The sequence below is a fragment of the Janthinobacterium lividum genome (genome assembly GCF_034424625.1).
GTDB lineage: Bacteria > Pseudomonadota > Gammaproteobacteria > Burkholderiales > Burkholderiaceae_D > Janthinobacterium > Janthinobacterium lividum.
The window spans coordinates 3,405,382-3,427,957 of the sequence record NZ_CP139976.1 but is presented as its reverse complement, the minus strand read 5'-3'; the positions used below and the strand labels follow the sequence as shown (position 1 = coordinate 3,427,957).

The window sequence follows — 22,576 nt, the reverse complement described above, 5'->3', positions numbered from 1 at the left end:
GCAGCAACGGTATGGATGGGGAAACAATGACGAGCCCTGGTATGACACGCCACGACGACGCGCCCGCGGGCGAGCAAGCAGGCCAGCATGCGGGTTTTGTGCACGGCATGGCGGCCTGGGCGGCAAAACACCGCATCCGCCCATGGGGCGGCAGTTTTGCCGATTTCATCGAGCAGATCCTGCCCGGTCGCGCGGCCCTGCTGACGCGCAGCGCGCACCAGTACCTGTGGGACATGATGCGCTGGAACGGCCAGACCGATGACAACGGGCGCTTCCGCTGCCGCCTGTTCGACGACGAGCTGTTCGGCATCGACGAGGCGATCGACCGGGTTGCCGCCTATTTCAAGGCAGCCGCTGTCGGTTCCGAGGTGGGGCGGCGCATGCTGCTATTGCTGGGCCCGCCATCGGGCGGCAAGTCGACCATGGTGATCCTGCTCAAGCGGGGGCTGGAAGAATACAGCCACAGCAGCGAAGGCGCGCTGTACGGCATCGCCGGCTGTCCCGTGCACGAATCGCCGCTGCATCTGGTGCCGCACAGCATGCGCGCCGACTTTCGCGCCAGCTATGATGCCGAGCTGCAGGGCGAACTGTGCCCGCATTGCCGCGCCCGCCTGGAAGAACAGTACGCAGGCGATTTCCTGCGCATGCCCGTCGAGCGCATCCACCTGTCCGAGGCGGGCCGCTGCGGCATCGGCACGTATGCGCCGCACGATCCCACCACGGCCGACCTGGCCGACCTGGTCGGTTCCGTCGACCTGTCGAAAGTGGCGCAGTACGGCGACGAAGGCGATCCGCGCGCCTGGTCATGGTCCGGCGCGGTATACGCGGCCAGCCGCGGCATGCTGGAAATGATCGAGATCCTCAAGGTCAAGCGGGAATTCCTCTATTTACTATTGACCCTGACGCAGGAAAAGAATGTCAAGGTGTCGCGCTTTCCCCTCATCTATCTCGACGAAACCATCCTCGCGCACACGAATCTGGCCGAATTTCGCAAATTCCTGCAAGAAAGCGAAAACGAGGCGCTGCTCGACCGCATGGTCATCGTGCAAGTGCCGTACACGCTCAATTACCGCGAGGAAGCACGCATCTACCGCAAGTTGATCCTGGCGGCCGCGCCCGCCTTTCGCGACGTACACCTCGATCCGCACGTGCTGCATGCGGCGGCCGTGTTTGCCATCCTCAGCCGTCTGCCCGAAGGCGAGGACAAGGAGGCCGAGCTGGTCAAGAAACTGCGCATCTGCGCCGATGAAGACGTGGACGACTTGCAGCCGGCCGACATCCGCCGCATGCGCGAGCGCGACAAGGCGCCCGACGAGGGCCTGTCGGGCGTGTCGCCCCGTTTCGTCATCAATGCCCTGTCGCACGCCATCATTTCCGCCCAGCGCAACAGCCTGTCCACCATGGACGTGCTGCTGGCCCTGAAGGACGGCATCGAAAACGATGCGCGCATCGAACCACGGCGCAAGCGCAAGTGGGTCGATTACCTGGTGCTCACGCGCAAGGATTTCTATAACCGCTGGGTCAAGGCTGACGTGCACAAGGCCCTGTTCGTGTCGTTCGAGCAGGAAGCGCAAGACTTGCTGAACAAATATCTCGATGAAGTCGAAGCCATGCTCGACAACCGCCAGATCCGCGATCCCATCACCAGCGAAGAGCGCCGTCCCGACGAACGTTTCCTGCGCGCCGTGGAAGAGAAAATCCACATCAGCGACTCGGGCAAGCAGTCTTTCCGACAAGAGGTGGTGCGCAAAGCCATGAGCGCCTTCAAGCGGGGCGAGCCATTTGGCCTGGGCAGCCATGCGCAACTGCACGACGCCATCCAGCAATACCTGTTCGAGCAGCGGCGCGACGTGCTGCGCCTGGTCGGCTCGGCCAAGCGCCCCGATGACGATGTGCGGTCCAGGATATCGGCCGTCGAGCAGCGCCTGGTCGACGAATACGGCTATGACGCCCATAGCGCGCGCGAAGCGCTCAACTACGTAACCACCTTGCTGGCGCAGGAATAGCCATGTCCGCCACGCGCTCGCCAGGCAACGGCAATCAGCATGGCCCTCCGGCAAGGGATGACCGCGCAGGCTCGCCAGCCACGCCAAGCACGGTGCATTCCGCCGGCGCGACAGCGCCAACGGGCACAGCGCCTGCCCTGGCCCAGCCGTGGTACGGGCTGTTCTCGCGCGGCGCGCGCGACTGGCTGCGCCACAACCAGAAAGTGCGCGACGCCGTGCAGGCGCACTTGCCCGAGCTGATCGCCACGCCTGACCTGATCGGCGGGCCGCAGCAACGCACGGTGCAAGTGCCCATGCGCCTGCTTGAACATGTGCATTTCCGCCTGGCGCCCGCGCGCACCAGCGTGGGTGCGGGCCAGGGTGGCGGCCAGCCCGGCGATCTCCTGCGCGCGGCCCGCCCCGCCGCCACGGGCGGGGCGGGAACGCAAGGCGAAGGCGGCGATGGCGAGGGCGCGGTGCGCCTGCTGCTCGAGTTTCCCATCGACGATATTCTCGACTGGTTGTGGGACGCCTTCGAGCTGCCGCACCTGAAGCCGCGCCACCTGGGCGCCATCGATGAAGTCCGGCTCGTGCGTAGCGGCCTGGACCGTCATGGTGCCCGTTCGCGCCTGGACCGGCGGCGCACTGTCAAGGAAGCCATCAAGCGGCGCGCCTTGCAAACGCAACCCGTGCCCTTCACCAATGACGACTTGCGCTACCGCCAGGTGCTGCCACAGCCCCGCCCCAGCGCGAATGCCGTCGTGTTTTTCGTGCTGGACGTGTCGGCCAGCATGGCGCAGGCCGAGCGCAAGCTGGCCAAATCCTTCTTTTTCTTTGCCTTGCAGGGCTTGCGCCGCAGATATGTGCGCGTGGAAACGCGCTTTATCGCCCATACGACGCGGGCGTGGGAGTTTTCCGAAGCCGAGTTCTTCCAGGTCAACGGCATGGGCGGCACCATGGCGTCCACCGCCTTTCGCCTGAGCCGGGAGCTGCTGCAGGAACACTACGCGCCGGGACGCTACAACGCCTATCTGTTCTATGCTTCCGATGGCGAGAATTTCAGCGAAGACCGGGGAGCGACCAGCCTGGTCCTGGGCGAACTGGGCACCTTGCTCAACTATATGGGCTATGTGGAAACCGTGCCTGGCGTGCCGCGCAGCCTGGAAACGGAAATGCACAGCCTGTGCGCCGAGCAGGAACGGCGCGGCTTGCCCTTGCACAGCAGCATCCTCAGCAAAAATGACGATATCTGGGCGGCCATCCGCACCTTTTTCCAGCACGAGGCGGCAGAAACGGAGGAACCGCCATGACCCAGCCTGACGCTCAGCGCCACGGCGACACGGCCGGCCTGGACAGCTACGCGGCGCGCATTGAAGCGCTGGCGCGGGAACTGGGGCTGGCATTTGCACCCGTCGAGTTCGAGCTGGTGCCGGACAGCTTCATGGCCGAGATCGCCATCTATGGCTTGCCCGTGCGCATGCGCCACTGGTCGTTCGGCGTGCGCTACATCCACCAGCTCGTGCATCAAAAAATGGGCAACTCGCATATGTTCGAAGTCATGTTCCCCGGCGACCCTTGCCACGCCTACATGGCCGAACACAATTCCGTGGCGGAAAACACCCTCGTCACAGCGCATGTGCTGGGCCACGCCGACTTTGCCAGCCGCAATGCCCTGTTCCTGCGTTTCGGTGCCATGGCGGGCCAGCACATCCTGGAACAAAGCGCGGCACGGGCACAGCGTCTCGAAATGGCGCTGCAACGCCATGGGCAGGAGCAGGTGGAAGCCGTGCTCGACGCGGCACTGGCGCTGGAACAGCATGTGGACATCCACGCCGAACTGCACCGCCCGCCCTATGCGGCATCCGGGCCAGCCTGCGTGACGGGTACGCGCGACAGGACCAGCGACGACGCTCCTTTTGCACAACGCTACCGGCGCCTGCCCGGCGAAGCGGCCGCGCGGGCGGCGCACGAGGCGGCACGGGCACGCGTGACGCAGCGCCCGCTCCTGCCGCCGCAGCCCGAATACGACTTATTATGGTTCATTGCGCAATATGCGCCTGAGCTGGCCGACTGGGAACGCGACATTTTCCTGGCCGTGCGCGAAGAGTCGTTTTACTTCTATCCCGTGTACGCCTGCCAGATCATGAACGAAGGCTGGGCCTCGTACTGGCATGCGCGGCTGCTGCGCGAAGCCGACTTCCTGCCGCCGGCCTTGTATCTGTCCGCCATCAAGTCGCATTCGGACGTGGTGCGTCCTTACGCGGGCGAGCACCAGCAGGCGTTGGCCGTCAATCCCTATCACCTGGGCTTTTGCATGTGGGAACACATCATCGAGCGCGAAGGATTGGCGCGGGCGCGCCAGATTTGCCGCGACGACGATGACTGCAGTTTCATACGCAACTATCTGAACGGCGAACTGGCTGACCGCCTGGGCCTGTTCGTGCATGAAAGCCGCCGCGATGGCGAAACGCGCCTGGCCAGCCGCGACTTGCGGGCCATCCGCGAAGCCATCCTGGCGCCCAAATACAACTATGGCGCGCCGTGCATCGCCGTGACCCTGCTCAATGACGACGGCAGCCTGGTGCTGCGCCACGATCACCAGCGCGACGGGCGCGGCCTGGACCTGGAGCGGGCGGAACAGGTGCTGGCCTACATCGCCCGCGTCTGGCGCCGCCCCGTCACCCTGCATACGGCCGATTTCCGCGGCACGCCCCGGGTTCTGCGCAGCAAGGCCGACGGCGTACCCGAGCCGCCCGAACCGGCAGCATCATCAACAACGTCAACAACGCCGACAGCGCCGCCCGTGCAACGCTAGACGACAGGAGGCCGAGCGAATATCAAGCATATGTGTCGGGCATGTGTATCGGACGCGTGGATCAGGCCTGGATCGGACACCGGCTACGGAAGCCAGCTGCGCGCCCACCTCAGGTGCGGCCAGCAAGCGCCACATACCAGGCGATGGTGTGCCGCAAGCCTTGCGCCAGGTTGTGCGTGGGTACATAGCCGAGCAAACGGGCCGCCTTGGCGATGTCCGCCTGCGAATGGCGCACGTCGCCGGCGCGAAACTCGCCGTACCGCGGCGCCTGCTGCACGTGCTGCGGGTGGACGGCCAGCAGCATTTGCTGCATGGTGGCGTGCAACTGCGTCAGGCTGGTGCGGGCGTTGACGGCCACGTTGTAGACCTGGTTCACAGCCGCCGGGTCGGTGCCGGTGGCGGCGAGGATATTGGCTTGCACGGCATTGTGCACGAAGCAGAAGTCGCGGCTGGTGGCGCCGTCGCCATGGATGTGCACGGCCTGGTTGTCCAGCATGGCGGCGATCCAGCGGGGAATGACGGCCGCGTAGGCACCCAGCGGATCCTGGCGCGGACCGAAGACATTGAAATAGCGCAGTCCCACCGTCTGCATGGCGTAGCAGCGCGCATACACTTGCGCATACAGTTCGTTGACATATTTACTCAAGGCATACGGCGACAAGGGCGAGCCGATGTGCTGTTCCACTTTCGGCAGGGCCGGATGGTCGCCATACGTGGCGCTGGAAGCCGCGTACACGAAGCGCCGCACGCCTGCGTCGCGGGCGGCGGCCAGTATGTTCAGGAAGCCGCTGACATTGACGGCGTGGCACAGCAGCGGGTCTTCCAGCGAACGCGAGACGGAACCGAGCGCCGCCTGGTGCAGCACATAATCGACGGCGACGGCTGCGCCGGAACCGTCCGGACCGGCACGGCCGCGCCCGGCCAAACTGCCGCCGGGACCGCTACCACCATCGGCAGCGCTTGTCTCACCATCGGTCTCACTGCCGCCGAGGCCGATGCCGGCGGCCTGCACCGGCGCACCACACGCGCGCGCGCACGCCTGCGGGTCGCGGATATCGCCTTCGATGAAGGTGAAGCGCCGCCACGCCTGTTCTCCCACGCTGGCGCGCACCAGTTCCAGGTTGTGCCGGTGGCCTGTCATGAAATTGTCGAGCCCGCGCACTTCCTGGCCCAGGTGCAGCAAGGTTTCCAGCAGGTGCGAACCGATGAAGCCGGCCACGCCCGTCACCAGCCAGCGGCGCGGTGCGCTGGCCAGCTGCGCGCACGCTTGCGCGTAGGCGCCGGCAGCCGGGCTGCCAGCAGTGGCGCCTTGCGCCGTGTTTGCAGCCCGGTCGAAGGCATCGGCCGCCATCACAGCCGCCATACGTGCAGGCCGCCATCCTCGAGCGGACGGGGGTCGAAATGCGATTTGATGTCGATGAAGCAGCCATTTTCCTGCACCTTGGCCTGGAAATCGGCCAGCGGGCGGGCCAGCAGGGCCTGGTGCGAAACGGCGCTGATGATGGCCTCGGCCCGCGGCAGCTGCTCCCAGCTTTCCAGCGATAGCCCGTATTCTTCCAGCGCTTCACGGCCATCGGCGACGGGATCGTGCACATGGACCTGCACGCCGTACGATTGCAATTCGTGGATCATGTCGACCACTTTCGAGTTGCGCAGGTCCGGGCAATTTTCCTTGAAGGTCAGGCCCAGCACGTTCACATGCGAGCCCTTCAATTTGAAGCCGGCGCGCACCATCTCCTTGATGGTTTTTTCCGCCACGAACTTGGCCATGCCGTCGTTGATGCGGCGCCCGGCCAGGATCACGTGCGGGTGGTAGCCGAGCATTTCCGCCTTGTGCGTCAAATAGTATGGGTCGACGCCGATGCAGTGTCCGCCCACGAGTCCGGGCCGGAACGGCAGAAAATTCCATTTCGTGCCCGCCGCCTGCAGCACTTCCAGGGTATCGATGCCGATGCGGTCGAAGATGATGGCCAGCTCGTTCATCAGCGCGATATTCAGGTCGCGCTGCGTGTTTTCGATCACCTTGGCCGCCTCGGCCACGCGAATGCTCGAGGCACGGTGCACGCCGGCCTCGACCACGCCTTCGTACAGGGTGGCCACCTTGTCCAGGGTGGCCGCATCGTCGCCCGAGACCACCTTGCGAATGCTGTGCAGGGTATGATCCCTGTCGCCCGGGTTGATGCGCTCGGGTGAAAAGCCCACATGAAAATCCTCCTTCCAGCGCAGGCCCGAATGCTGCTCGAGGATGGGGATGCAGATTTCCTCGGTGGCGCCCGGATACACGGTGGATTCGTAGATGACGATGGCGCCGCGCCGCATGTGGCGGCCGACGGCCGCGCTGGCGCCGGCCAGGGCCGAGAAATCGGGATTGTGCGCGCTGTCGACGGGCGTGGGCACGGCCACGACGATGAAATCGGCCAGTTGCAGCTCGGCCGGATCGCAGCCGACGCTCAGCCATTGCGCGGCCAGCAGCTGTTCATGGCTGACTTCGCCCGTCGGGTCGATGTGGCGCTGGTAGCTTTCCACCTTGCGGACCGACAAGTCAAAGCCGATCGTGCGCTGGCGCATGCCAAACGCCACGGCCAGTTGCAAGCCCACATAACCGAGCCCCACCACCGCCACCACACCCGCATTGCTATCCACATTGCTGTCCATATGCTTGTGCTCCGAATGGTTGCGGCCCGAGCATCGCCGTCCGGGAAATTCTACGGTTGCCGGTCCGGCCATTCTTGAGCGGGAACAAGAAACACGGGCCGGCGGCCAGCAGGCGCGCCGACAATCGGCGGCTTGTTGAGCGCAATCAAGGAGACCGGCGGCCATCTTTTTAAGCTAGGCCATGCCGATTCCTCATGCACGCCGTTACCGGAGACTTCCATGGCCCGTTCCCTGCCCCGCCCTTTCCCTGGCCTGCCTGCCGCCGCGCTGTGCTGCACCCTGCTGCTGCCCCTGCTGACGGCGTGCCACGGCACGCAGAGCAGCGAGACCCTGATGGCCGACGCGCAGCAGTACCGCCAGAAAGGCGAAGCACGGGCCGCCATCATCCAGTTGAAGAACCTGCTGCAAAAGGAACCGGACAATGCGGCCGCGCGCTTGCTGCTGGGCAGCATCTATATCGACACGGGAGAAGCGCTGTCGGCCGAGAAAGAATTGCGCAAGGCAAAGTCGCTGGGCCTGGCGTCGCAGCAAGTGATGCCATTGCTGGGCAAGGCCTGGCTGATGCTGGGCCAGTTCGACAAGGTGCTGGCCGAGATCGCCGACGATGCAGCGCAACCCGCCAGCGTGCTGGCCCTGCGCGGCGATGCCTTGCTGGCCCTGGGCCGCCGGGACGAGGCGCGCGCCCTGTACTCGCGCCTGCTCGAAGCCCACCCCGACCAGGTCGAGGCCTTGCTGGGCCTGGCACGCCTGGCGGCGCTGGACCAGCAAGTGCCGGCGGCCGAGCTGCTGCTGGCGCAAGCCTTGAAAAGCGCGCCCGCCAACCTGGACGCCTTGCGCCTGCAGGGCGATTTGCTGCGTCTGCAAGGCAGGAACGGCGCGGCGCGGCTCGCGTACATGCGCATACTCAAGATAAAACCGGACAATACCCAGGCGCATATCGACCTGGCCAACCTCGACATCGTGGAAAAGCGCTACCTGGAAGCGGCGGCCCAGCTGGCCACGGCGCGCAAGACGGCTCCCAACAGTCTAGGCTTGCTGCAGACGCAGGCGCTGCTCGACTTCCGCCAGGGCAAGAACAAGGCGGCCTTGCAAGCTTTGCAACTGGTGCTCAAGGCGGCGCCCGATCACATGCCGTCCATCCTGCTGGCCGGCGCCGTGCAACTGGCGCTCGGCTCGCCGCCCCAGGCGGAAACCTATCTGCAGCGCTTCCTGGCCGTGTACCCCAGGCATCTGTATGCCGTCAAGATGATGACCTCGATTGAGTTGATGCGCGGCAAGACCGATGCGGCCATCGGCTTGCTGCAACCGATGCTGGCCGCCTTCCCCGACGACGTGGAATTGCTGTCGCTGGCCGGCGAAGCCCACTTGCGCGCGCGCCAGTACGACAAGGCAACAGCGTATTTCGAACAGGCCAGCACCCTGGCGCCGGACACGGCCAGGCTGCACGCGGCGCTGGGTATCAGCCGCCTGGGCATGGGCGAGAACAGCCGCGCCATCAATGAACTGGAACGCGCCAGCATGCTCGACAAGAGCACGCCGCAAGCGGGCACCATGCTGGTGATGACCTTGCTGCGCAACAAGCAGAACGACAAGGCCCTGGCCAGCGTCAAGATGATGGAGCAACAGCAGAAAGGCACGAATCCCTTGCTGCTGAACCTGAAAGGCGGTGTCTACCTGGCCTTGCGCGACTTGCCCGCCGCGCGCGCCAGTTTCGAGCAAGCCCTGGGCATGGATCCCGTGTATTTACCTGCCTTGAACAACCTGGCACAGATCGACCTGGCCGAGAAAAAGCCGGAGCAGGCGAAACAGCGCTTCGAGCGGGCGCTGGCGAAGGCGCCGAAAAATGCCGACCTGTGCGCGGCGCTGGCCAAGCTGGCCGCATCGGAGGGCAAGACGGACGAGGCGCGGCGCTGGCTCGAACGGGCCCACCGCGACAATCCCGACGCCGTCGCGCCGGCTCTGCTGCTGAGTAACTTTTACCTGAAGACGGGCGCGCCCGACAAGGCGCTGGAACTGGCGCGCACCCTGCAGACGGGCCATCCGGGCGATGCCGATGCGCTGGCCCTGCGCGCCCAGGTCGAGTACAGCGCCGGCCAGGCGCCGGCCGCGCTCGACAGCTACAGCAAGCTGGCCAGCCTGCAAACCACCTCCGCGCCCTTGCAGATGCGCATCGCCAGCCTGCACCTGGCGCTGGGCGACCATCATCATGCGCTGCAAGCCGTCAAGCGGGCGCAGGCGCTTGACCCGGCCTTGCTGGAAGCGCGCGTGGTGGAAGTGGCGATGCTGCTGAACCTGAACCGCCAGCGCGAGGCGCTGGCCGTGGCGCGCCAGGTGCAGGAACAGCAGCCGAAGCTGGCAGCCGGCTACAAGCTCGAGGGCGACGTGCTGATGGAGCAAAAGCTGCCGCAGCAAGCCGTCAAGCTGTACCAGCACGCCTTCGGCATCAGCCCCATCGGCCCCTTGCAGGTGCAGCTGTACCGCGCCTTGCAGGCGTCGGGACAGGACCGCGAAGCCGAGACGCGCATGGCCGCCTGGCTGAAAGCCCATCCGGAAGACTTGCCGACACGCACCTATCTGGCGGGTACCCGGCTGGCAGCGAAGCAATACCGCGCCGCCATCGAGCACTTCCAGTATGTCGTTGCCAAGGACACGGGCAACGTGGTGGCGCTGAACGACCTGGCCTGGGCGTATCAGCAGGAAAAAGATCCGCGCGCGCAAGCCACGGCCGAGCAGGCACTCAAGCTGGCGCCCGACAATCCCGCCGTGCTCGACACCCTGGGCTGGATCGTGCTGGAGCAAGGCGACGTCAAGCGCGCCACGGCCCTGCTGCGCAAGGCGGCGGGCCTCGCGCCGAAGTCGCCCGAAGTGCAGTATCACCTGGGCGCGGCCCTGGCGAAATCGGGCGACAAGGGCGGTGCGCGCAAGCAACTGGAACAACTGCTGGCCGCCAACAAGGACTTTCCGCAGCGGGCCGCAGCGCAAGCCTTGCTGACCCAGCTGTAGGCCATGGCTGTGCACGCGGCCATGCCCGGCCTGGCGGCGCGGCCGCTGGCCTTGCTGGCGGGCACGGCCTGCGTACTGGCCTTGCGCCATTATCCGCTGGGCCACGGCTGGCCCGGCCTGCTGTTTGCCGCCCTGCTGCCCGCGTATTTCCTGCTGCTGTGCTGGCGCCCCGCCTGCTGGCTGTTCTGCGTGCCCGCCCTGCTGCCCGTGCTGGACCTGGCGCCGTGGACGGGCTGGTTCTTCCTCGAAGAAATCGACGTGCTGCTGTTGCTGACGGTGGCTTGCGGCTACTGGCGTCTGGGCAGGCCGGCCCGGGGCGCAGCGGCGCGCCTCTCGCCGGCCGCCCGCGCCTGTGTGCTGCTGTGCAGCCTGGCCTGGCTGGCGGCGCTGCTGCGCGGCGTCCTGCCGCTGCCGCAGCTCGAGTTGAATGCCTGGGATAACTACCTGAGTCCCTATAACAGCTTGCGGCTCGGTAAAGCCTGGGCTTGGAGCATGCTGCTGCTGCCGATGCTGCTGCGCGACGCGGACCCTCCCGCCTTGCGCCGCTATGCGCTGCCGGGCATGCTGGCCGGGCTGGCCATGGTATCCCTGTTCGCGCTATGGGAACGGGCAGTGTTTCCCGGCCTGCTGAACCTGTCCAGCGATTACCGCATCACGGCGCCGTTTTCCGCCATGCACACGGGCGGCGCGGCGCTGGACGGCTACCTGGCCCTGAGCTTGCCGTTTGCCGCACTGTGGCTGGCGCGCGCCCGCAGCCGCTGGCAGGCGGCGCTGGCCATGCTGCTGCTGGCCCTGGCCCTGCACGCGGCCTTCACCACCTTTTCACGGGGCCTGTACGCGGCGCTGGCAGCGGCCCTGCTGCTGGCATTCTGGCAAGCCCTGCGGACGGCGCCCGGCGCGGCGCGGCCACCGCAAGGCCAGCCGCCCGTGCGCCAACTCTTGCTGAAGCTGCTGCTGGCCGGCCTGGGCACCGTCCTGCTCGTATACATGTTCAGCCTGGCCGGCTACCGGGGCTTGCTCGCCGCCGCCGTCCTGCTTGCAGCCAGCTTCGTGCTGGCGGCGCGGCCCTTGCCGTGGCGCCTGGCGCCGGCCAGCCTGCTGTGCGCGCTGTGCCTGCAGGGCTTGCTGGCCGCCTGGTGGCCGGAGCCGGCCGGCCAGCAAACGGCCGGCTGGCTGAAAGGCCCGTATTTCCTGTTCCTGCTGGCCGCCGCGCTGCTGGCGGGCGCGTTGTGGCCCAGTGGCGCTGGGGGAAAAGGGCCAGCCAGGCTGGGCCTGGCGATGGTGGCGTGGACCATGCTGGCGTGCAATCTCGCCTGGATAGGCTGGCACTGGGCCGGTGCTTCCGCCCTGGCGCCGGCCGGCCTGGTCGTGCTGCTGGCCATGCTGATGCTGTGCAACGGACGCTTGCGCCCACCGCTGTGGCGGCTGGACCGGGTCAGCCTGAGCGTCGCGGGCGCGGCCGGCATCCTGCTGCTGCTGGCCATTCCCGTCTCGGCCAGCTATTACGCCACCGAACGTTTCGCCACCACCGCCTTCGACATGCAAGGCCGCTTGCGCCATTGGCGGCAAGTGCTGGCGATGCAGCCGTCCGCTTGGGACGACCGCCTGTTCGGCATGGGCATGGGCAGCTTTCCCGCCACCTATTACTGGCACAATCCCCAGCGCGAGGTGCCGGCCAGCATCGCCTATGCGGAAGATGGCGGAAGCGAGGAAAACCCGGGTAACCGCTATGTGCGCCTGGCCAGTCCCGGCTACAGCGCCGGCTATGGCGAACTGCTGCGCCTGCTGCAACGCCTGCACGTGCAGCCGGCCACGCGCTACACCCTGGCGCTTGATGCACGCCGGAGCGGGCCCATGCCCGTGCTGCTGGTGCGCCTGTGCCAGCGGCAATTGCTGTATGCGCAAGGCTGCGTGCATGTCCCGCTGCGCCTGCGCGCGCCGGCCAGCACGCCGGCCGGCACGTGGCAGCACTACGAGGTGCCGTTCGACAGCGCCTGGCTGGGCGGGGGCGCCTGGCTGCTGCGCCCGCCCGTGCAACTGGAACTGGCGGCCAGCGGCACGGCCACCTCGTCCGTGATCGAAGTCGACAATCTGAGCTTGCGCGCGCCCGGCGGCGAGGAATTGATCGCAAACGGGCGCTTTACGCAGGCCAACAATTACTGGTTTTTCAGCAGCGACCACCATCACTTGCCGTGGCACATCAAGAGCATGGCGCTGCATGTGCTGGTGGAAACGGGCTGGTGCGGCGCCCTGTCCATGCTGGCCCTGCTGGCCGTAGCCGGCCTGCGCCTGCTGCGTCAGGCCGGCCACGGCGATTCCTGCGCGCTGGCGTGCGCCGCCGCCCTGCTGGGTTTTCTCGTCGTCGGTCTGTTCGACAGCCTGCTCGACGTGCCGCGCATCGCCCTGCTGTGCTATCTGATGCTGCTGTGCGCGCTGCTGCAGCCCCCGCCACCTCCGACCGTTGAAAGCGCGCCGCCATGAAATTCCTGTCTTCCGTCCTATTGTTTTGCCTGGCCCTGGCCCTGGCCAACGTGCCGTGCCGCGCCGATGCGGCGCTGGCGCAAACCATCGCGCGCGTGAAACCGTCCATCGTTGGCGTGGGCAGCCTGCAAAAGACGCGCACGCCGCCCATGAATTTCATCGGCACGGGTTTCGTGACGGGCGACGGCTTGAGCGTGCTCACTTGCGCTCATGTGATCCAGAAACTGCTTGACGCTAACCCGAACGAAATCATCGGCATACTCACGGGCCAGGGCGAGGTGGCGCAATTCCGTCCCGCCAAGGTCCAGGCGCTGGATACGGAACACGACCTGGCCTTGCTGCGCCTGGCGGGCACGCCCCTGCCCGCCCTCGCGCTGGGCGACGCGGCCGCGGTGCGCGAAGGCCAGGCCATGGCGTTTACGGGATTTCCGCTAGGCACCTTGCTTGGTTTGCACCACGTGACGCACCGCGCCACCGTGTCATCGCTGACGCCGGTGGTCATGCCCAGCGAAAACGCGCAGCGCCTCGACGTGCGGCGCCTGGCGCAACTGCAAAAGGCGCCGTACACCGTGTTCCAGCTGGACGCGACGGCGTATCCGGGCAGCAGCGGCAGCCCCCTGTTCGATCCCGAGACCGGTCTCGTCTACGGCATCGTCAACATGGTGTACGTCAAGGGCCTCAAAGAGGCCGCCATCAGCGCGCCCAGCGGCATCACTTACGCGATTCCAGGCAGCTACATGCAGGCGATCTTGCTGAAAAACAAATGAGGTATCAGTTGCGCCCCTGCCTCAGCCGGTCCGTAATGCCAGGCTCATCCCATGTCGGAAAAAAAAAGGGGTAAAACGACCGTTCACCCCCATGCTGTTCCATCAGGCCACCGTATTTGCGGATCTGGGCCCCCATGTAATCGAGGTCCAGCCGTAGCAGCACGGCCGGCGCCCCCACGCGCGTGCACTCGCGCTCGCCGCCGAAGTCCTTGAAACCCAGCATGCGCTTGTAAAACACCACGTGGCGCGGGTTGACTTCGATCACGTAATCTGTAAAGCCGTGAATATTGTGGGCATAGATATAAGAAATATGAATCAGCGCCGCAAACACGCGCTTGCTCACGCCCTTGTCGATGGCCAGGCGTGATGGTTCGCACAGGCGCCGCCCCTCTTCGCGCAGCACGTCGAGCTTGTCGCGGAAGTTTTCATCGGCGGGCAGGCCTGTCTCGTCATTGTCAAGGCACAGTGTCATGGTGCCGACGGTGCTGCCGGCCGTTTCTGCAAACAGCGTGATTTTATTCAGGGCATGCGCGATGCCGGGATCGACGGCATAGCCGCGCCAGCCGTACATCTTGCGGATCAGCAAACTGGCCGCCTCGCGCCGGCCGCGCGAATTGGCCATGCGGATATGAAAGCGCTGCAGGTCGAGCTCGTGCTCCATGGCAGGGTCGATCTGCCCCTCGCCCACCACCAGGTCACTGAAGGTGCCTGGCGTGTCGAAGGAAATAATGGGTTCATCTTCAAAGCTCATCTTGTCCTCACGTTCATCGGCCGCCGTCGAGACGGACTGAAGCCAATGCCTTGTGACAAGATAAAAACTGGAGAAGTTCCCACATCCAGCTAAAAAAACAGAAGAAATGTGCTATTCAATAGCAAAATTGCATGCTGAAATTTGCCCGCAAGTACAAAATGACAAACAAAAATGCTGTTTTGATATTGTCGAGCTTGCTATTAAAAGAAGCTTTCCGGTATCAGCAGCACGTCGCCCGGCCGCATCATGACGTTGGCGGAAATATCGCCTTCTTTCAATAAATCATCGAGGCGCACGCGCAACTGCTGCTGGTTGCCTTCGCGCATGCGGATGATGCTGGCCTTGTTGCCGGCCGCAAAATCGGTAATGCCGCCCACGGCGATGAGCACGTCCATCAGCGACATGCCCAGCCGGTATGGCAGCGCCTGCGGCTTGGCCGCCTCGCCGATGACGCGGATCTGCTCGCCATACGGGCCCGAAAAATTGGTGACGATGACCGTCACCACGGGCTGCTGGATGAACTTGCTCAACGCTTGCTCGATGTCGCGCGCCAGCTGGGTCGACGTCTTGCCGCTGGCAGGCAAATCCTCGACCAGCGGCGTGGTGATCTTGCCGTCCGGCCGCACGGCCACCGTCAGCGACACTTCCGGGTTGCGCCAGACGATGATGTTGACGGAGTCGCCCGGTCCGATCAGGTAATCGTGCATGGGCGCGCTGTCGTCGGCCGGTGCCAGCGGATGGCGCGTGCGGCAGGCACCGAGCAGGCTGGCAGCGCCCGCCAGAACCAGCGTGTTGCAGACAAATGCACGGCGAAACGGATTCATGCGGAGCCTCTTCGAGTCGATGGCGCATCCATGGCCGGCCCCGCAGAACCAGCCTGGGCCGCGAACTTCCTATGATTATTAAAACTTGGCAAGAGAACCTTGAGGCGTATCAAGAAGCAATCATCTTGGGAAATCTTGCTTCACAGCCGCCCTATACTTTGCTTACCCAACAGGCAAGCATTTCTTGCAAGATGCCGTCGTTGTCCGCGCCGCCACCCCATCTACCGTGCAGCACCGTCACCTGAAGGAAGCGACATGGAAGAATTGATACAGCAACTGCTTTCCAGCCTGAAAGGTATCTGGAAGTACCGCTGGCATGCGGTGCTGGTGGCGTGGCTGGTGGCCATCGCCGGCTTCATCAAGGTGATCACCCTGCCCGACGACTTCCAGACGTCGGCGCGCGTGTTTGTCGATACGCAAACCATCCTCAAACCGCTGATGGCCGGCATGACCAGCGTGCCGAACACGGAACAGCAGGTGGCCATCATGAGCCGCACCCTGCTCAGCCGGCCGAACGTGGAGCGCGTCATGCGCATGGTCGACCTCGACCTCGATTCGAAGACCGTGCGCGAGCACGAAGCCCAGCTCGACGACTTGATGAGCCGCATCAAGATCACCGGCACCAACGCGTATGACATCTACACCATCAGCTACAGCGGGCGCGACCCGAAGCTGGTGCGCGACGTGGTGCAAAGCCTGCTGACCATCTTTGTCGAAGGCAGTTTCCAGGGCAAGAAAGGGGATACGCAGAAGGCGGTGCAATTCATCGACGAGCAGATCAAGAATTACGAGGACAAGCTGAGCGCGGCGGAAAACCTGGTGAAGGAATTCAAGATCCGCAACAACCTGCTGCTGCCGCGCCAGGGCATCGATTATGGCAGCCAGCTGCTGATGTCATCCGATAGCCTGAACAATGCCAAGCTGGAACTGGTCGAGGCGGAACAATCGCGCAAGGCCATCCAGAGCCAGATCGAGGGCGACGAGCCCGTGCTCGACCTGGAGCCGAACGCTTCGGCCATCACGAATCCCGAACTCGACGAGCGCATCGCGTCGATCAACAAGAACCTCGACAGCCTGCGCATGCAATTTACGGAATTGCATCCCGACATCATCGCCTCGAAGCGCCTGGTGGCCCAGCTGGAAGAACGCAAGATCGAGGAAAGCAAGCTGAAAACGGCGGCCGGCGACCCGGGCAAGAACTACAGCCCCATGCTGCAGCAGCTGAAGGTGGCGTTGACGGACGCGGATGCCAAGGTGGCCGCCATCAAGGCCCGCGTGCAGGAATACAGCGCGCGCAATGAGCGCCTGCTGGCGCAGAGCAATGCCGTGCCCGAAGTGGAGTCGCAGCTGGCGCAGCTCAACCGCGACTACATCATCAACAAGGAAAACTATGAAAAGCTGATCGGCCGGCGCGAAGCGGCCAAGCTGTCGGGCGAACTCAGTTCCACCACCGAGATGATGGCCTTCAAGATCATCGACCCGCCCACGGTGCAATATGCGCCCGTCGGCCCGAACCGCCCGCTGCTGTTCAGCGCGGCGCTGGGCGCGGCCCTGGTGGCCGGCGTCGCCACGGCCCTCCTGATCAGCCAGGTGCGCCCCACCTTTCTCAGTCCCGCCGAACTGCGCGATGCCACGGGCTTGAACGTGCTGGGCACGGTATCGATGAACTGGACGGCGCTGCAGCAGGTGCGCCGCCGCCGCGCCCGCTATGGCTTTGGCGCCTGCCTGGGCAGCCTGTTCGTGCTGTACGGCGGGGTCATGACGGCCGCGCTGCTGAAATTCTAGACCACGCCACGGGAGCGACGATGAGCAGCAAGGACAGCGGCAAGCAGGAACCCACGATCCTGGGCGTGGCCGAGGCCGGCGTGCCGTATGGCGCGGAAGGTGCGGATGGCGCGGATGGCGCGGACACGGCCCGCTCGCCCCAGTACCGCCCCCTGAACCTGGCCCGGCTGGCCGAGCAAGGCATGCTCACGCACGATGGCGGGCGCAGCTCGGTGGCCGAGGATTTCCGCATCATCAAGCGCCCGCTGCTGCGCCAGGCGCGCGCCAGCGGCGCCGAGGCCATCCGCCACGGCAACCTGATCGTCGTCACCAGCGCCATGCCGGGCGAAGGCAAGACGTATTGCGCCATCAACCTGGCCATGAGCATCGCCATGGAAATGGATATCACGGTACTGCTGGTCGATGCCGACGTGGCGCGCCCGTCCGTGCTGAAAGTGCTGGGCCTGCCACCGGAACCGGGGCTGATGGACGTGCTGCTCGACCCGCAACTGGCCATGGCCGACGTGATCCTGAAAACCAACGTTGCCAACCTGAGCATCTTGCCCGCCGGGCGCAGCAACAAGCACGCGACGGAATTGCTGGCCAGCCGCGCCATGAGCCGGTTGCTGGCCGAGATCGCCAGCCGCTATGCCGACCGCATCGTCGTCTTCGACTCGCCGCCTCTGCTGATCACCAGCGAGGCGCACGCGCTGGTGGGGCAGATGGGACAAGTGGTGATGGTGGTCGAGGCGGAAACGACGACCCAGCACGCCGTCAAGGAAGCGCTGCGCCAGATCGAGTCGTGCGAACACATTCATTTGATCTACAACAAGACCAAATCGTTCCCCGGCAACGACTACTACGGCTATGGCCATTACGATTAGCCGCGGGGTTTCGCTACCGCCGCCGCTGCTGCTGCCCTTGCTATCCCTGCTGCTGCCCCTGCCGGCCGGCGCCGTCGACTGGCTGGTGAAACCGTCGCTGCGCCAGCGTGTAAGCTATACGGACAACGCCTTGCGCGCACCGCCCGGCCAGGCGCAATCGGACTTCATCACGGAGATCGCACCCGCCATCGCCCTTATCGGCACGGGTCCCCGCCTGCGCGTGCACCTCGATTACAGCTGGCACAAATACCTGTCCGGACAACGTGCCGATACGGACAACCATGAACTGGCCGCCTCGGCGGACGCCGAGCTGGTCAAGGACTGGTTCTTCATCGATGCAAACGCCAGCGTGAGCCGGCGCAACATCTCGCCGTTCGGCCCGCAATTGATCGACGACCTGCCCGGCACGGACAATGCCAGCACCGTGCGCACCACCGGCATCAGCCCCTACCTGCGCCACCGTTTCCGCGGCCTGGCAACGGCCGAGCTGCGCTACACGCGCAACACGGTCGACAGTGGCGGCGCACTGCTGTCCGTGCACAGCGATGAAATGGAGTTACTGCTCAGCGGCGAGCCGCGCGCCAGCGGCTGGACCTGGAACGCCAGCCACGACGTGCGCCGCACGCAGGACAGCAAGCTGGCCCCCGTGCGCATGCAGCGCAGCAGCGTGGGCCTGCGCTATCCGTTCAGCAGCAAATGGGCGGCCACGGCCAGCGGCGGCATGGAAAAGGAAGGCTATCTGTCAAACACCGGCAAGGCGCCGGCAGGCCGCTTCTGGTCGCTGGGCGGCGTGTGGACGCCGTCGCCGCGCACCAGCGTGGCCTTCAGCACGGGCAAGCGCTTCTTTGGCCACACCTACAGCCTGGACGCCACTTTCCTGCAGCGCCATACCAACTGGCAACTCAATTACAGCGAAAACATCACCACCATGCCCACGCAGTTTTCGCGCCTGGGCGACCGCGACGCAGGCCGGCTGCTCGATCAATTGTGGCGCGGCATCTTTCCCAACGCGCGCGACCGGCGCCTGCGCATCGATGCCTTCCTGCGCTACGCCAACAGCCTGGGGCCGGAACGGGGCGCCATCAATTACTTCAGCCACCGCTATTTCCTGCAAAAACAGCTGAAGCTGACGATGGCGCGCGCCACGGCGAAAAGCACGATGATCGCTGGCGTCACGGCTGTCGACCGCACGGCGCAAACGGCCAGCGGCATCGACAGCGGCTTGCTGCCCGGCGTGGAGTTCGGCAGCGAAGACCGCACGCGCCAGATCGGCGGCAACGTGGGCTGGAGCTGGCAAGCCAGCTCGCGCACCAGCGTGAATGTCAATGCCGGCTACGCCAGCGTGCGCTCGCTGAGCGTGCCCCGGCGCGACAACAACATCACCCTGACGGCCGGCTACACGCGCATCCTGCAGCCGGACATGACGGCCAGCATCGACGTGCGGCACACGCGGCACGCCAGCAACCACGGCGGCGATTACCGCGAAAACGGCGTCAGCGCCACGCTCACCATGCATTTCTAAGGAGGCCGCAGCATGTCCGACCCGTCTCTTGTGTCCGCCGCGCCGGCGCACCTGCTGTGCGTGGTGGCCGCGCGCCCCAACCTGATGAAGATGGCGCCCATCCTGGCGGCCCTGGCCCGCCAGGCGCCTGCCGTGCGCGTGACCTTGCTGCATACGGGCCAGCACTACGACACGGCCATGAATGGGCAGCTGTTTATCGACCTGGACCTGCGTCCGCCCGACATCAGCCTCGACGTCGGCTCCGGCAACCACGCGCAGCAGACGGCCGAGATCATGCGCCGCTTCGACGCCGTGCTCGATGCGCAGCCGCCGCTGGCGCCCGACGCCGTGCTGGTGGTGGGCGACGTCAATTCCACCCTGGCGTGCGCGCTGGTGGCGGCCAAGCGCGGCACGCCCGTGATCCACGTCGAGGCCGGATTGCGCAGCGGCGACCGGCGCATGCCCGAGGAAATCAACCGCGTGCTGACGGACCAGTTGTCCGACCTGCTGCTGACCAGCGAGGAAGGCGCGCGCGCCAACCTGCTGCGCGAAGGCATCGTCCCCGAACGCATCCATTTCACGGGCAACGTCATGATCGACAGCCTGCGGCAGCAATTGCCGCGCGCAGCCAGGCCCGCCGCCACCCTGCGCGCCCACGGCCACGCCTGCCCGCCCGCGTATGGGCTGCTGACCCTGCACCGGCCGTCGAACGTGGATGATCCGGCGCAACTGGAAGCGCTGCTGCAGGCGCTGGGGCAACTGTCAACCCGGCTGCCGCTGCTGTTTCCCATCCACCCGCGCACCCTGGCCGGCTTGCGCCTGGCGGGCCTGGAGCCGCTGCTGGCGCGGCATGCCATCATCTGCCTGCCGCCGCTGGGCTACCTGGAAATGCTGGGCCTGATGCAGGAGGCGCGCCTGGTGCTGACGGACTCCGGCGGCATCCAGGAAGAAAGCACGGCCCTGGGCGTGCCCTGCCTGACCCTGCGCGCCAATACGGAGCGGCCCGTCACTGTCAGCGATGGCACGAATACCCTGGCCGGCACGCAGCCGGCCGCCATCCTGGCGCTGGCGCGGGGCATCCTGGACACGGGCGGCAAGCGCGGCCGCATTCCGCCCCTGTGGGATGGCCACGCGGCCGAGCGCATCGCCGCCGTCATCGCGCCCTGGCTGGCGGCGCGCCGGGGCACGCCATGACGCCGCCTTCAGCTGTGATATTGCGCAACGCGCTGACCATCGATGTGGAAGACTATTTCCAGGTATCCGCCTTTGCGCCGCACATCGCGCGCGCCGACTGGCCGCGCCTGGAATGCCGGGTCGAGGCGAATATCGAGCGCATCCTGCTGCTGCTGGACGCGCGGCGCATCCACGCCACCTTTTTTACCCTGGGCTGGGTCGCCGAGCGCTATCCGGCCATGCTGCGCCGCGTGGCCGCCGCCGGGCACGAAGTGGCCAGCCACGGCTATGCGCACCTGCGCGCCTGCGACCAGTCGGCCGCGCAGTTCGCCGAGGATGTGCGCCACAGCAAGACCATCCTCGAGCAATTGACGGGGCTGGCCGTGCACGGCTACCGGGCGCCCAGCTTTTCCATCGGCGCGGCCAACCTGTGGGCCTTCGACGTGCTGCAGGAAGCGGGCTACCGCTACAGTTCCAGCATCTACCCGATCCGCCACGACCATTACGGCATGCCCGATGCTCCCCGCTTCGCCTGGCGCCCGCGCGGGCCGCACGGCATGCTGGAACTGCCCGTCAGCACCGTGCGCCTGCGCGGGCGCAACCTGCCGGCCGGCGGCGGCGGCTACTTTCGATTGATGCCGTATGCACTGTCGCGCTGGCTTTTGCGACGCATCAATTCGCGCGACGGGCAAGCTGGCATATTCTATTTTCATCCTTGGGAACTCGATCCCGGCCAGCCGCGCCCGACGGGCCTGAGTGCCAGGACGCGCTTTCGCCACTACCTGAACCTGGGGCGCATGGAAGCGCGGCTGGAACGCCTGACGCGCGATTTCGCCTGGGACCGCATGGACCGTATTTTTCTGGAAAGCACATGATGCACGAGGCCAGCCTTGCCCCCGACCCGGTACAGTCCAGCACCGCCATCGCCGTGCGCTCCCTGCAGGGACACGAACATGGGCGCTGGGATGCCTTTGTCGACACGTGCCCGGAAGCGACCTTCTTTCACCGCGCCGGCTGGCAAACCATCATGCAGCAAGGGTTTAACCACGACAGCTATTTTTTGTACGCGGAACAGGACGGGCGCATCGCCGCCGTGCTGCCGTTGGCCCATCTGCGCAGCCGGTTGTTCGGCTCCTCGCTCGTCTCGCTGCCGTTTTGCGTGTACGGCGGCATCGCCGGCGGCGGCGCGGCCGTGCGCCGGGCCCTCGACAGCGCCGCGCAGGCGCTGGCCCGGCGCCTCGGCGTGGGGCAGCTGGAATACCGCTGGCGCGAAGTGGAGCAAAGCGCGTCGGAAAATGCGGACTCTTCCTGGCTGCAGAAACCCCTGTACGCGACCTTCCGCCGCCCCCTGCATGCCGACGCCGAACAGAACCTGCTGGCCATTCCCCGCAAGCAGCGCGCCGTCGTGCGCAAGGCCATGACGGGCGGACTGCACAGCGCCATCGACTATGACCTCAACCATTTCTACCCGGTCTACGCGGCCAGCGTGCACCGGCTGGGCACGCCCGTCTTCGCGCGCCGCCATTTTGCCCTGCTGCGCACGGTGTTTGGCAGCGATTGCGAAGTCCTCACCGCGTATCACGGCCAGCAGGCGCAAGCCAGCGTGCTGCTGTTCTATTTCCGAGATGAAGTGTTGCCCTATTATGGCGGTGGCAGCGTGCTGGCGCGCAGCACGGGCGCCAACGACTTCATGTACTGGGAGGCGATGCGCCGCGCCAGCGCGCGTGGCTACCGCCTGTTCGATTTCGGCCGCAGCAAGCTGGGCACCGGAGCATACGACTTCAAGAAGAACTGGGGTTTTACGCCGCAGCCACTGCCGTATGCCTACAAGCTCGTGCGCGCGAAGTCCTTGCCGGACGTCAATCCCCTGAATCCGAAATACGCACTGTTCATCCGCGCCTGGCGCCGCCTGCCGCTGCCGCTGGCCAACCTGCTGGGGCCGCACATCGTGCGGCAACTGGGCTAAGCGACGG

The 22,576-nt window shown here is 65.7% G+C and carries 16 protein-coding genes; 12 read left to right on the top strand and 4 right to left on the bottom strand.

Features of this window, described 5'->3' with window-relative positions; all coding sequences use genetic code 11:
- Positions 1-41: 41 nt before the first annotated feature.
- The 3 genes from U0004_RS15400 to U0004_RS15390 are packed head-to-tail and all read left to right on the top strand — an operon-like array spanning position 42 to position 4,800.
- Positions 42-2,006, top strand: coding sequence for a serine protein kinase (locus tag U0004_RS15400; protein WP_081345494.1), 1,965 nt, complete (start codon positions 42-44; stop codon positions 2,004-2,006).
- A 2-nt stretch (positions 2,007-2,008) separates the two neighbouring features.
- Positions 2,009-3,295, top strand: a complete 1,287-nt coding sequence (locus tag U0004_RS15395; RefSeq protein ID WP_081345493.1) for a DUF444 family protein — start codon at positions 2,009-2,011, stop codon at positions 3,293-3,295.
- Complete coding sequence (locus U0004_RS15390; protein ID WP_081345492.1) at positions 3,292-4,800, top strand: SpoVR family protein; 1,509 nt, start codon at positions 3,292-3,294, stop codon at positions 4,798-4,800. Before U0004_RS15395 ends, U0004_RS15390 begins: the two co-directional genes overlap by 4 nt.
- Before the next feature lie 109 nt (positions 4,801-4,909).
- Here the strand turns inward: U0004_RS15390 and U0004_RS15385 are convergent, their stop codons facing one another.
- A complete protein-coding gene (locus U0004_RS15385; protein WP_231958251.1) occupies positions 4,910-6,163 on the bottom strand; it encodes an SDR family oxidoreductase in 1,254 nt (417 codons plus the stop codon).
- Complete coding sequence (locus tag U0004_RS15380) at positions 6,151-7,455, bottom strand: nucleotide sugar dehydrogenase (RefSeq protein ID WP_070254402.1); 1,305 nt, start codon at positions 7,453-7,455, stop codon at positions 6,151-6,153. The genes U0004_RS15385 and U0004_RS15380 overlap by 13 nt, the downstream gene beginning before the upstream one ends.
- A gap of 219 nt (positions 7,456-7,674) precedes the next feature.
- On the opposite strand from U0004_RS15380, the gene prsT reads away from it, so the two are divergent.
- Genes prsT through U0004_RS15365 form a run of 3 tightly spaced genes read left to right on the top strand, consistent with a single transcriptional unit; the run spans position 7,675 to position 13,706 of the window.
- The gene (prsT, locus tag U0004_RS15375) at positions 7,675-10,458 is read left to right on the top strand and encodes an XrtA/PEP-CTERM system TPR-repeat protein PrsT (RefSeq protein ID WP_070254401.1); all 2,784 of its coding nucleotides are present in this window, start codon (positions 7,675-7,677) and stop codon (positions 10,456-10,458) included.
- 3 nt (positions 10,459-10,461) lie between these two features.
- On the top strand, positions 10,462-12,939 hold the full coding sequence (locus U0004_RS15370; RefSeq protein WP_070254400.1) for a hypothetical protein: 2,478 nt from the start codon (positions 10,462-10,464) through the stop codon (positions 12,937-12,939).
- Positions 12,936-13,706, top strand: coding sequence for a S1 family peptidase (locus tag U0004_RS15365; protein WP_070254399.1), 771 nt, complete (start codon positions 12,936-12,938; stop codon positions 13,704-13,706). The genes U0004_RS15370 and U0004_RS15365 overlap by 4 nt, the downstream gene beginning before the upstream one ends.
- 4 nt (positions 13,707-13,710) lie before the next feature.
- Here U0004_RS15365 and U0004_RS15360 read toward each other — a convergent pair whose 3' ends face one another.
- Together U0004_RS15360 and U0004_RS15355 are read right to left on the bottom strand one after the other, a co-directional pair.
- The gene (locus U0004_RS15360) at positions 13,711-14,457 is read right to left on the bottom strand and encodes an N-acyl amino acid synthase FeeM domain-containing protein (RefSeq protein WP_070254398.1); all 747 of its coding nucleotides are present in this window, start codon (positions 14,455-14,457) and stop codon (positions 13,711-13,713) included.
- 200 nt (positions 14,458-14,657) lie between these two features.
- Positions 14,658-15,281: an XrtA/PEP-CTERM system exopolysaccharide export protein gene (locus U0004_RS15355; protein WP_070254397.1), complete on the bottom strand. Its 624-nt coding sequence runs from the start codon at positions 15,279-15,281 to the stop codon at positions 14,658-14,660.
- A gap of 255 nt (positions 15,282-15,536) precedes the next feature.
- On the opposite strand from U0004_RS15355, the gene U0004_RS15350 reads away from it, so the two are divergent.
- Genes U0004_RS15350 through U0004_RS15325 form a run of 6 tightly spaced genes read left to right on the top strand, consistent with a single transcriptional unit; the run spans position 15,537 to position 22,569 of the window.
- Complete coding sequence (locus U0004_RS15350; protein ID WP_070254396.1) at positions 15,537-17,066, top strand: XrtA system polysaccharide chain length determinant; 1,530 nt, start codon at positions 15,537-15,539, stop codon at positions 17,064-17,066.
- A 20-nt stretch (positions 17,067-17,086) separates the two neighbouring features.
- Positions 17,087-17,929: an XrtA-associated tyrosine autokinase gene (locus U0004_RS15345; protein WP_070254395.1), complete on the top strand. Its 843-nt coding sequence runs from the start codon at positions 17,087-17,089 to the stop codon at positions 17,927-17,929.
- A complete protein-coding gene (locus U0004_RS15340) occupies positions 17,913-19,451 on the top strand; it encodes a TIGR03016 family PEP-CTERM system-associated outer membrane protein (protein WP_070254394.1) in 1,539 nt (512 codons plus the stop codon). The genes U0004_RS15345 and U0004_RS15340 overlap by 17 nt, the downstream gene beginning before the upstream one ends.
- Before the next feature lie 12 nt (positions 19,452-19,463).
- Complete coding sequence (wecB, locus tag U0004_RS15335; RefSeq protein ID WP_070254393.1) at positions 19,464-20,624, top strand: non-hydrolyzing UDP-N-acetylglucosamine 2-epimerase; 1,161 nt, start codon at positions 19,464-19,466, stop codon at positions 20,622-20,624.
- Entirely contained in the window at positions 20,621-21,478 is an 858-nt protein-coding gene (locus U0004_RS15330; protein WP_070254392.1) for an XrtA system polysaccharide deacetylase, read from the top strand. Before wecB ends, U0004_RS15330 begins: the two co-directional genes overlap by 4 nt.
- Positions 21,478-22,569 carry a FemAB family XrtA/PEP-CTERM system-associated protein gene (locus U0004_RS15325; protein WP_070254462.1) on the top strand — a complete coding sequence of 364 codons (1,092 nt, stop codon included), beginning with the start codon at positions 21,478-21,480 and terminating at the stop codon, positions 22,567-22,569. The genes U0004_RS15330 and U0004_RS15325 overlap by 1 nt, the downstream gene beginning before the upstream one ends.
- Positions 22,570-22,576: the final 7 nt, after the last annotated feature.

Excerpts from the sequence above, each read along its gene's own strand:
- U0004_RS15400 (WP_081345494.1), top strand. The coding sequence starts at position 42 with ATGACACGCCACGACGACGCGCCCGCGGGCGAGCAAGCAGGCCAGCAT.
- U0004_RS15395 (WP_081345493.1), top strand. The coding sequence starts at position 2,009 with ATGTCCGCCACGCGCTCGCCAGGCAACGGCAATCAGCATGGCCCTCCG.
- U0004_RS15390 (WP_081345492.1), top strand. The coding sequence starts at position 3,292 with ATGACCCAGCCTGACGCTCAGCGCCACGGCGACACGGCCGGCCTGGAC.
- U0004_RS15385 (WP_231958251.1), bottom strand. The coding sequence starts at position 6,163 with ATGGCGGCTGTGATGGCGGCCGATGCCTTCGACCGGGCTGCAAACACG.
- U0004_RS15380 (WP_070254402.1), bottom strand. The coding sequence starts at position 7,455 with ATGGACAGCAATGTGGATAGCAATGCGGGTGTGGTGGCGGTGGTGGGG.
- prsT (WP_070254401.1), top strand. The coding sequence starts at position 7,675 with ATGGCCCGTTCCCTGCCCCGCCCTTTCCCTGGCCTGCCTGCCGCCGCG.
- U0004_RS15370 (WP_070254400.1), top strand. The coding sequence starts at position 10,462 with ATGGCTGTGCACGCGGCCATGCCCGGCCTGGCGGCGCGGCCGCTGGCC.
- U0004_RS15365 (WP_070254399.1), top strand. The coding sequence starts at position 12,936 with ATGAAATTCCTGTCTTCCGTCCTATTGTTTTGCCTGGCCCTGGCCCTG.
- U0004_RS15360 (WP_070254398.1), bottom strand. The coding sequence starts at position 14,457 with ATGAGCTTTGAAGATGAACCCATTATTTCCTTCGACACGCCAGGCACC.
- U0004_RS15355 (WP_070254397.1), bottom strand. The coding sequence starts at position 15,281 with ATGAATCCGTTTCGCCGTGCATTTGTCTGCAACACGCTGGTTCTGGCG.
- U0004_RS15350 (WP_070254396.1), top strand. The coding sequence starts at position 15,537 with ATGGAAGAATTGATACAGCAACTGCTTTCCAGCCTGAAAGGTATCTGG.
- U0004_RS15345 (WP_070254395.1), top strand. The coding sequence starts at position 17,087 with ATGAGCAGCAAGGACAGCGGCAAGCAGGAACCCACGATCCTGGGCGTG.
- U0004_RS15340 (WP_070254394.1), top strand. The coding sequence starts at position 17,913 with ATGGCCATTACGATTAGCCGCGGGGTTTCGCTACCGCCGCCGCTGCTG.
- wecB (WP_070254393.1), top strand. The coding sequence starts at position 19,464 with ATGTCCGACCCGTCTCTTGTGTCCGCCGCGCCGGCGCACCTGCTGTGC.
- U0004_RS15330 (WP_070254392.1), top strand. The coding sequence starts at position 20,621 with ATGACGCCGCCTTCAGCTGTGATATTGCGCAACGCGCTGACCATCGAT.
- U0004_RS15325 (WP_070254462.1), top strand. The coding sequence starts at position 21,478 with ATGCACGAGGCCAGCCTTGCCCCCGACCCGGTACAGTCCAGCACCGCC.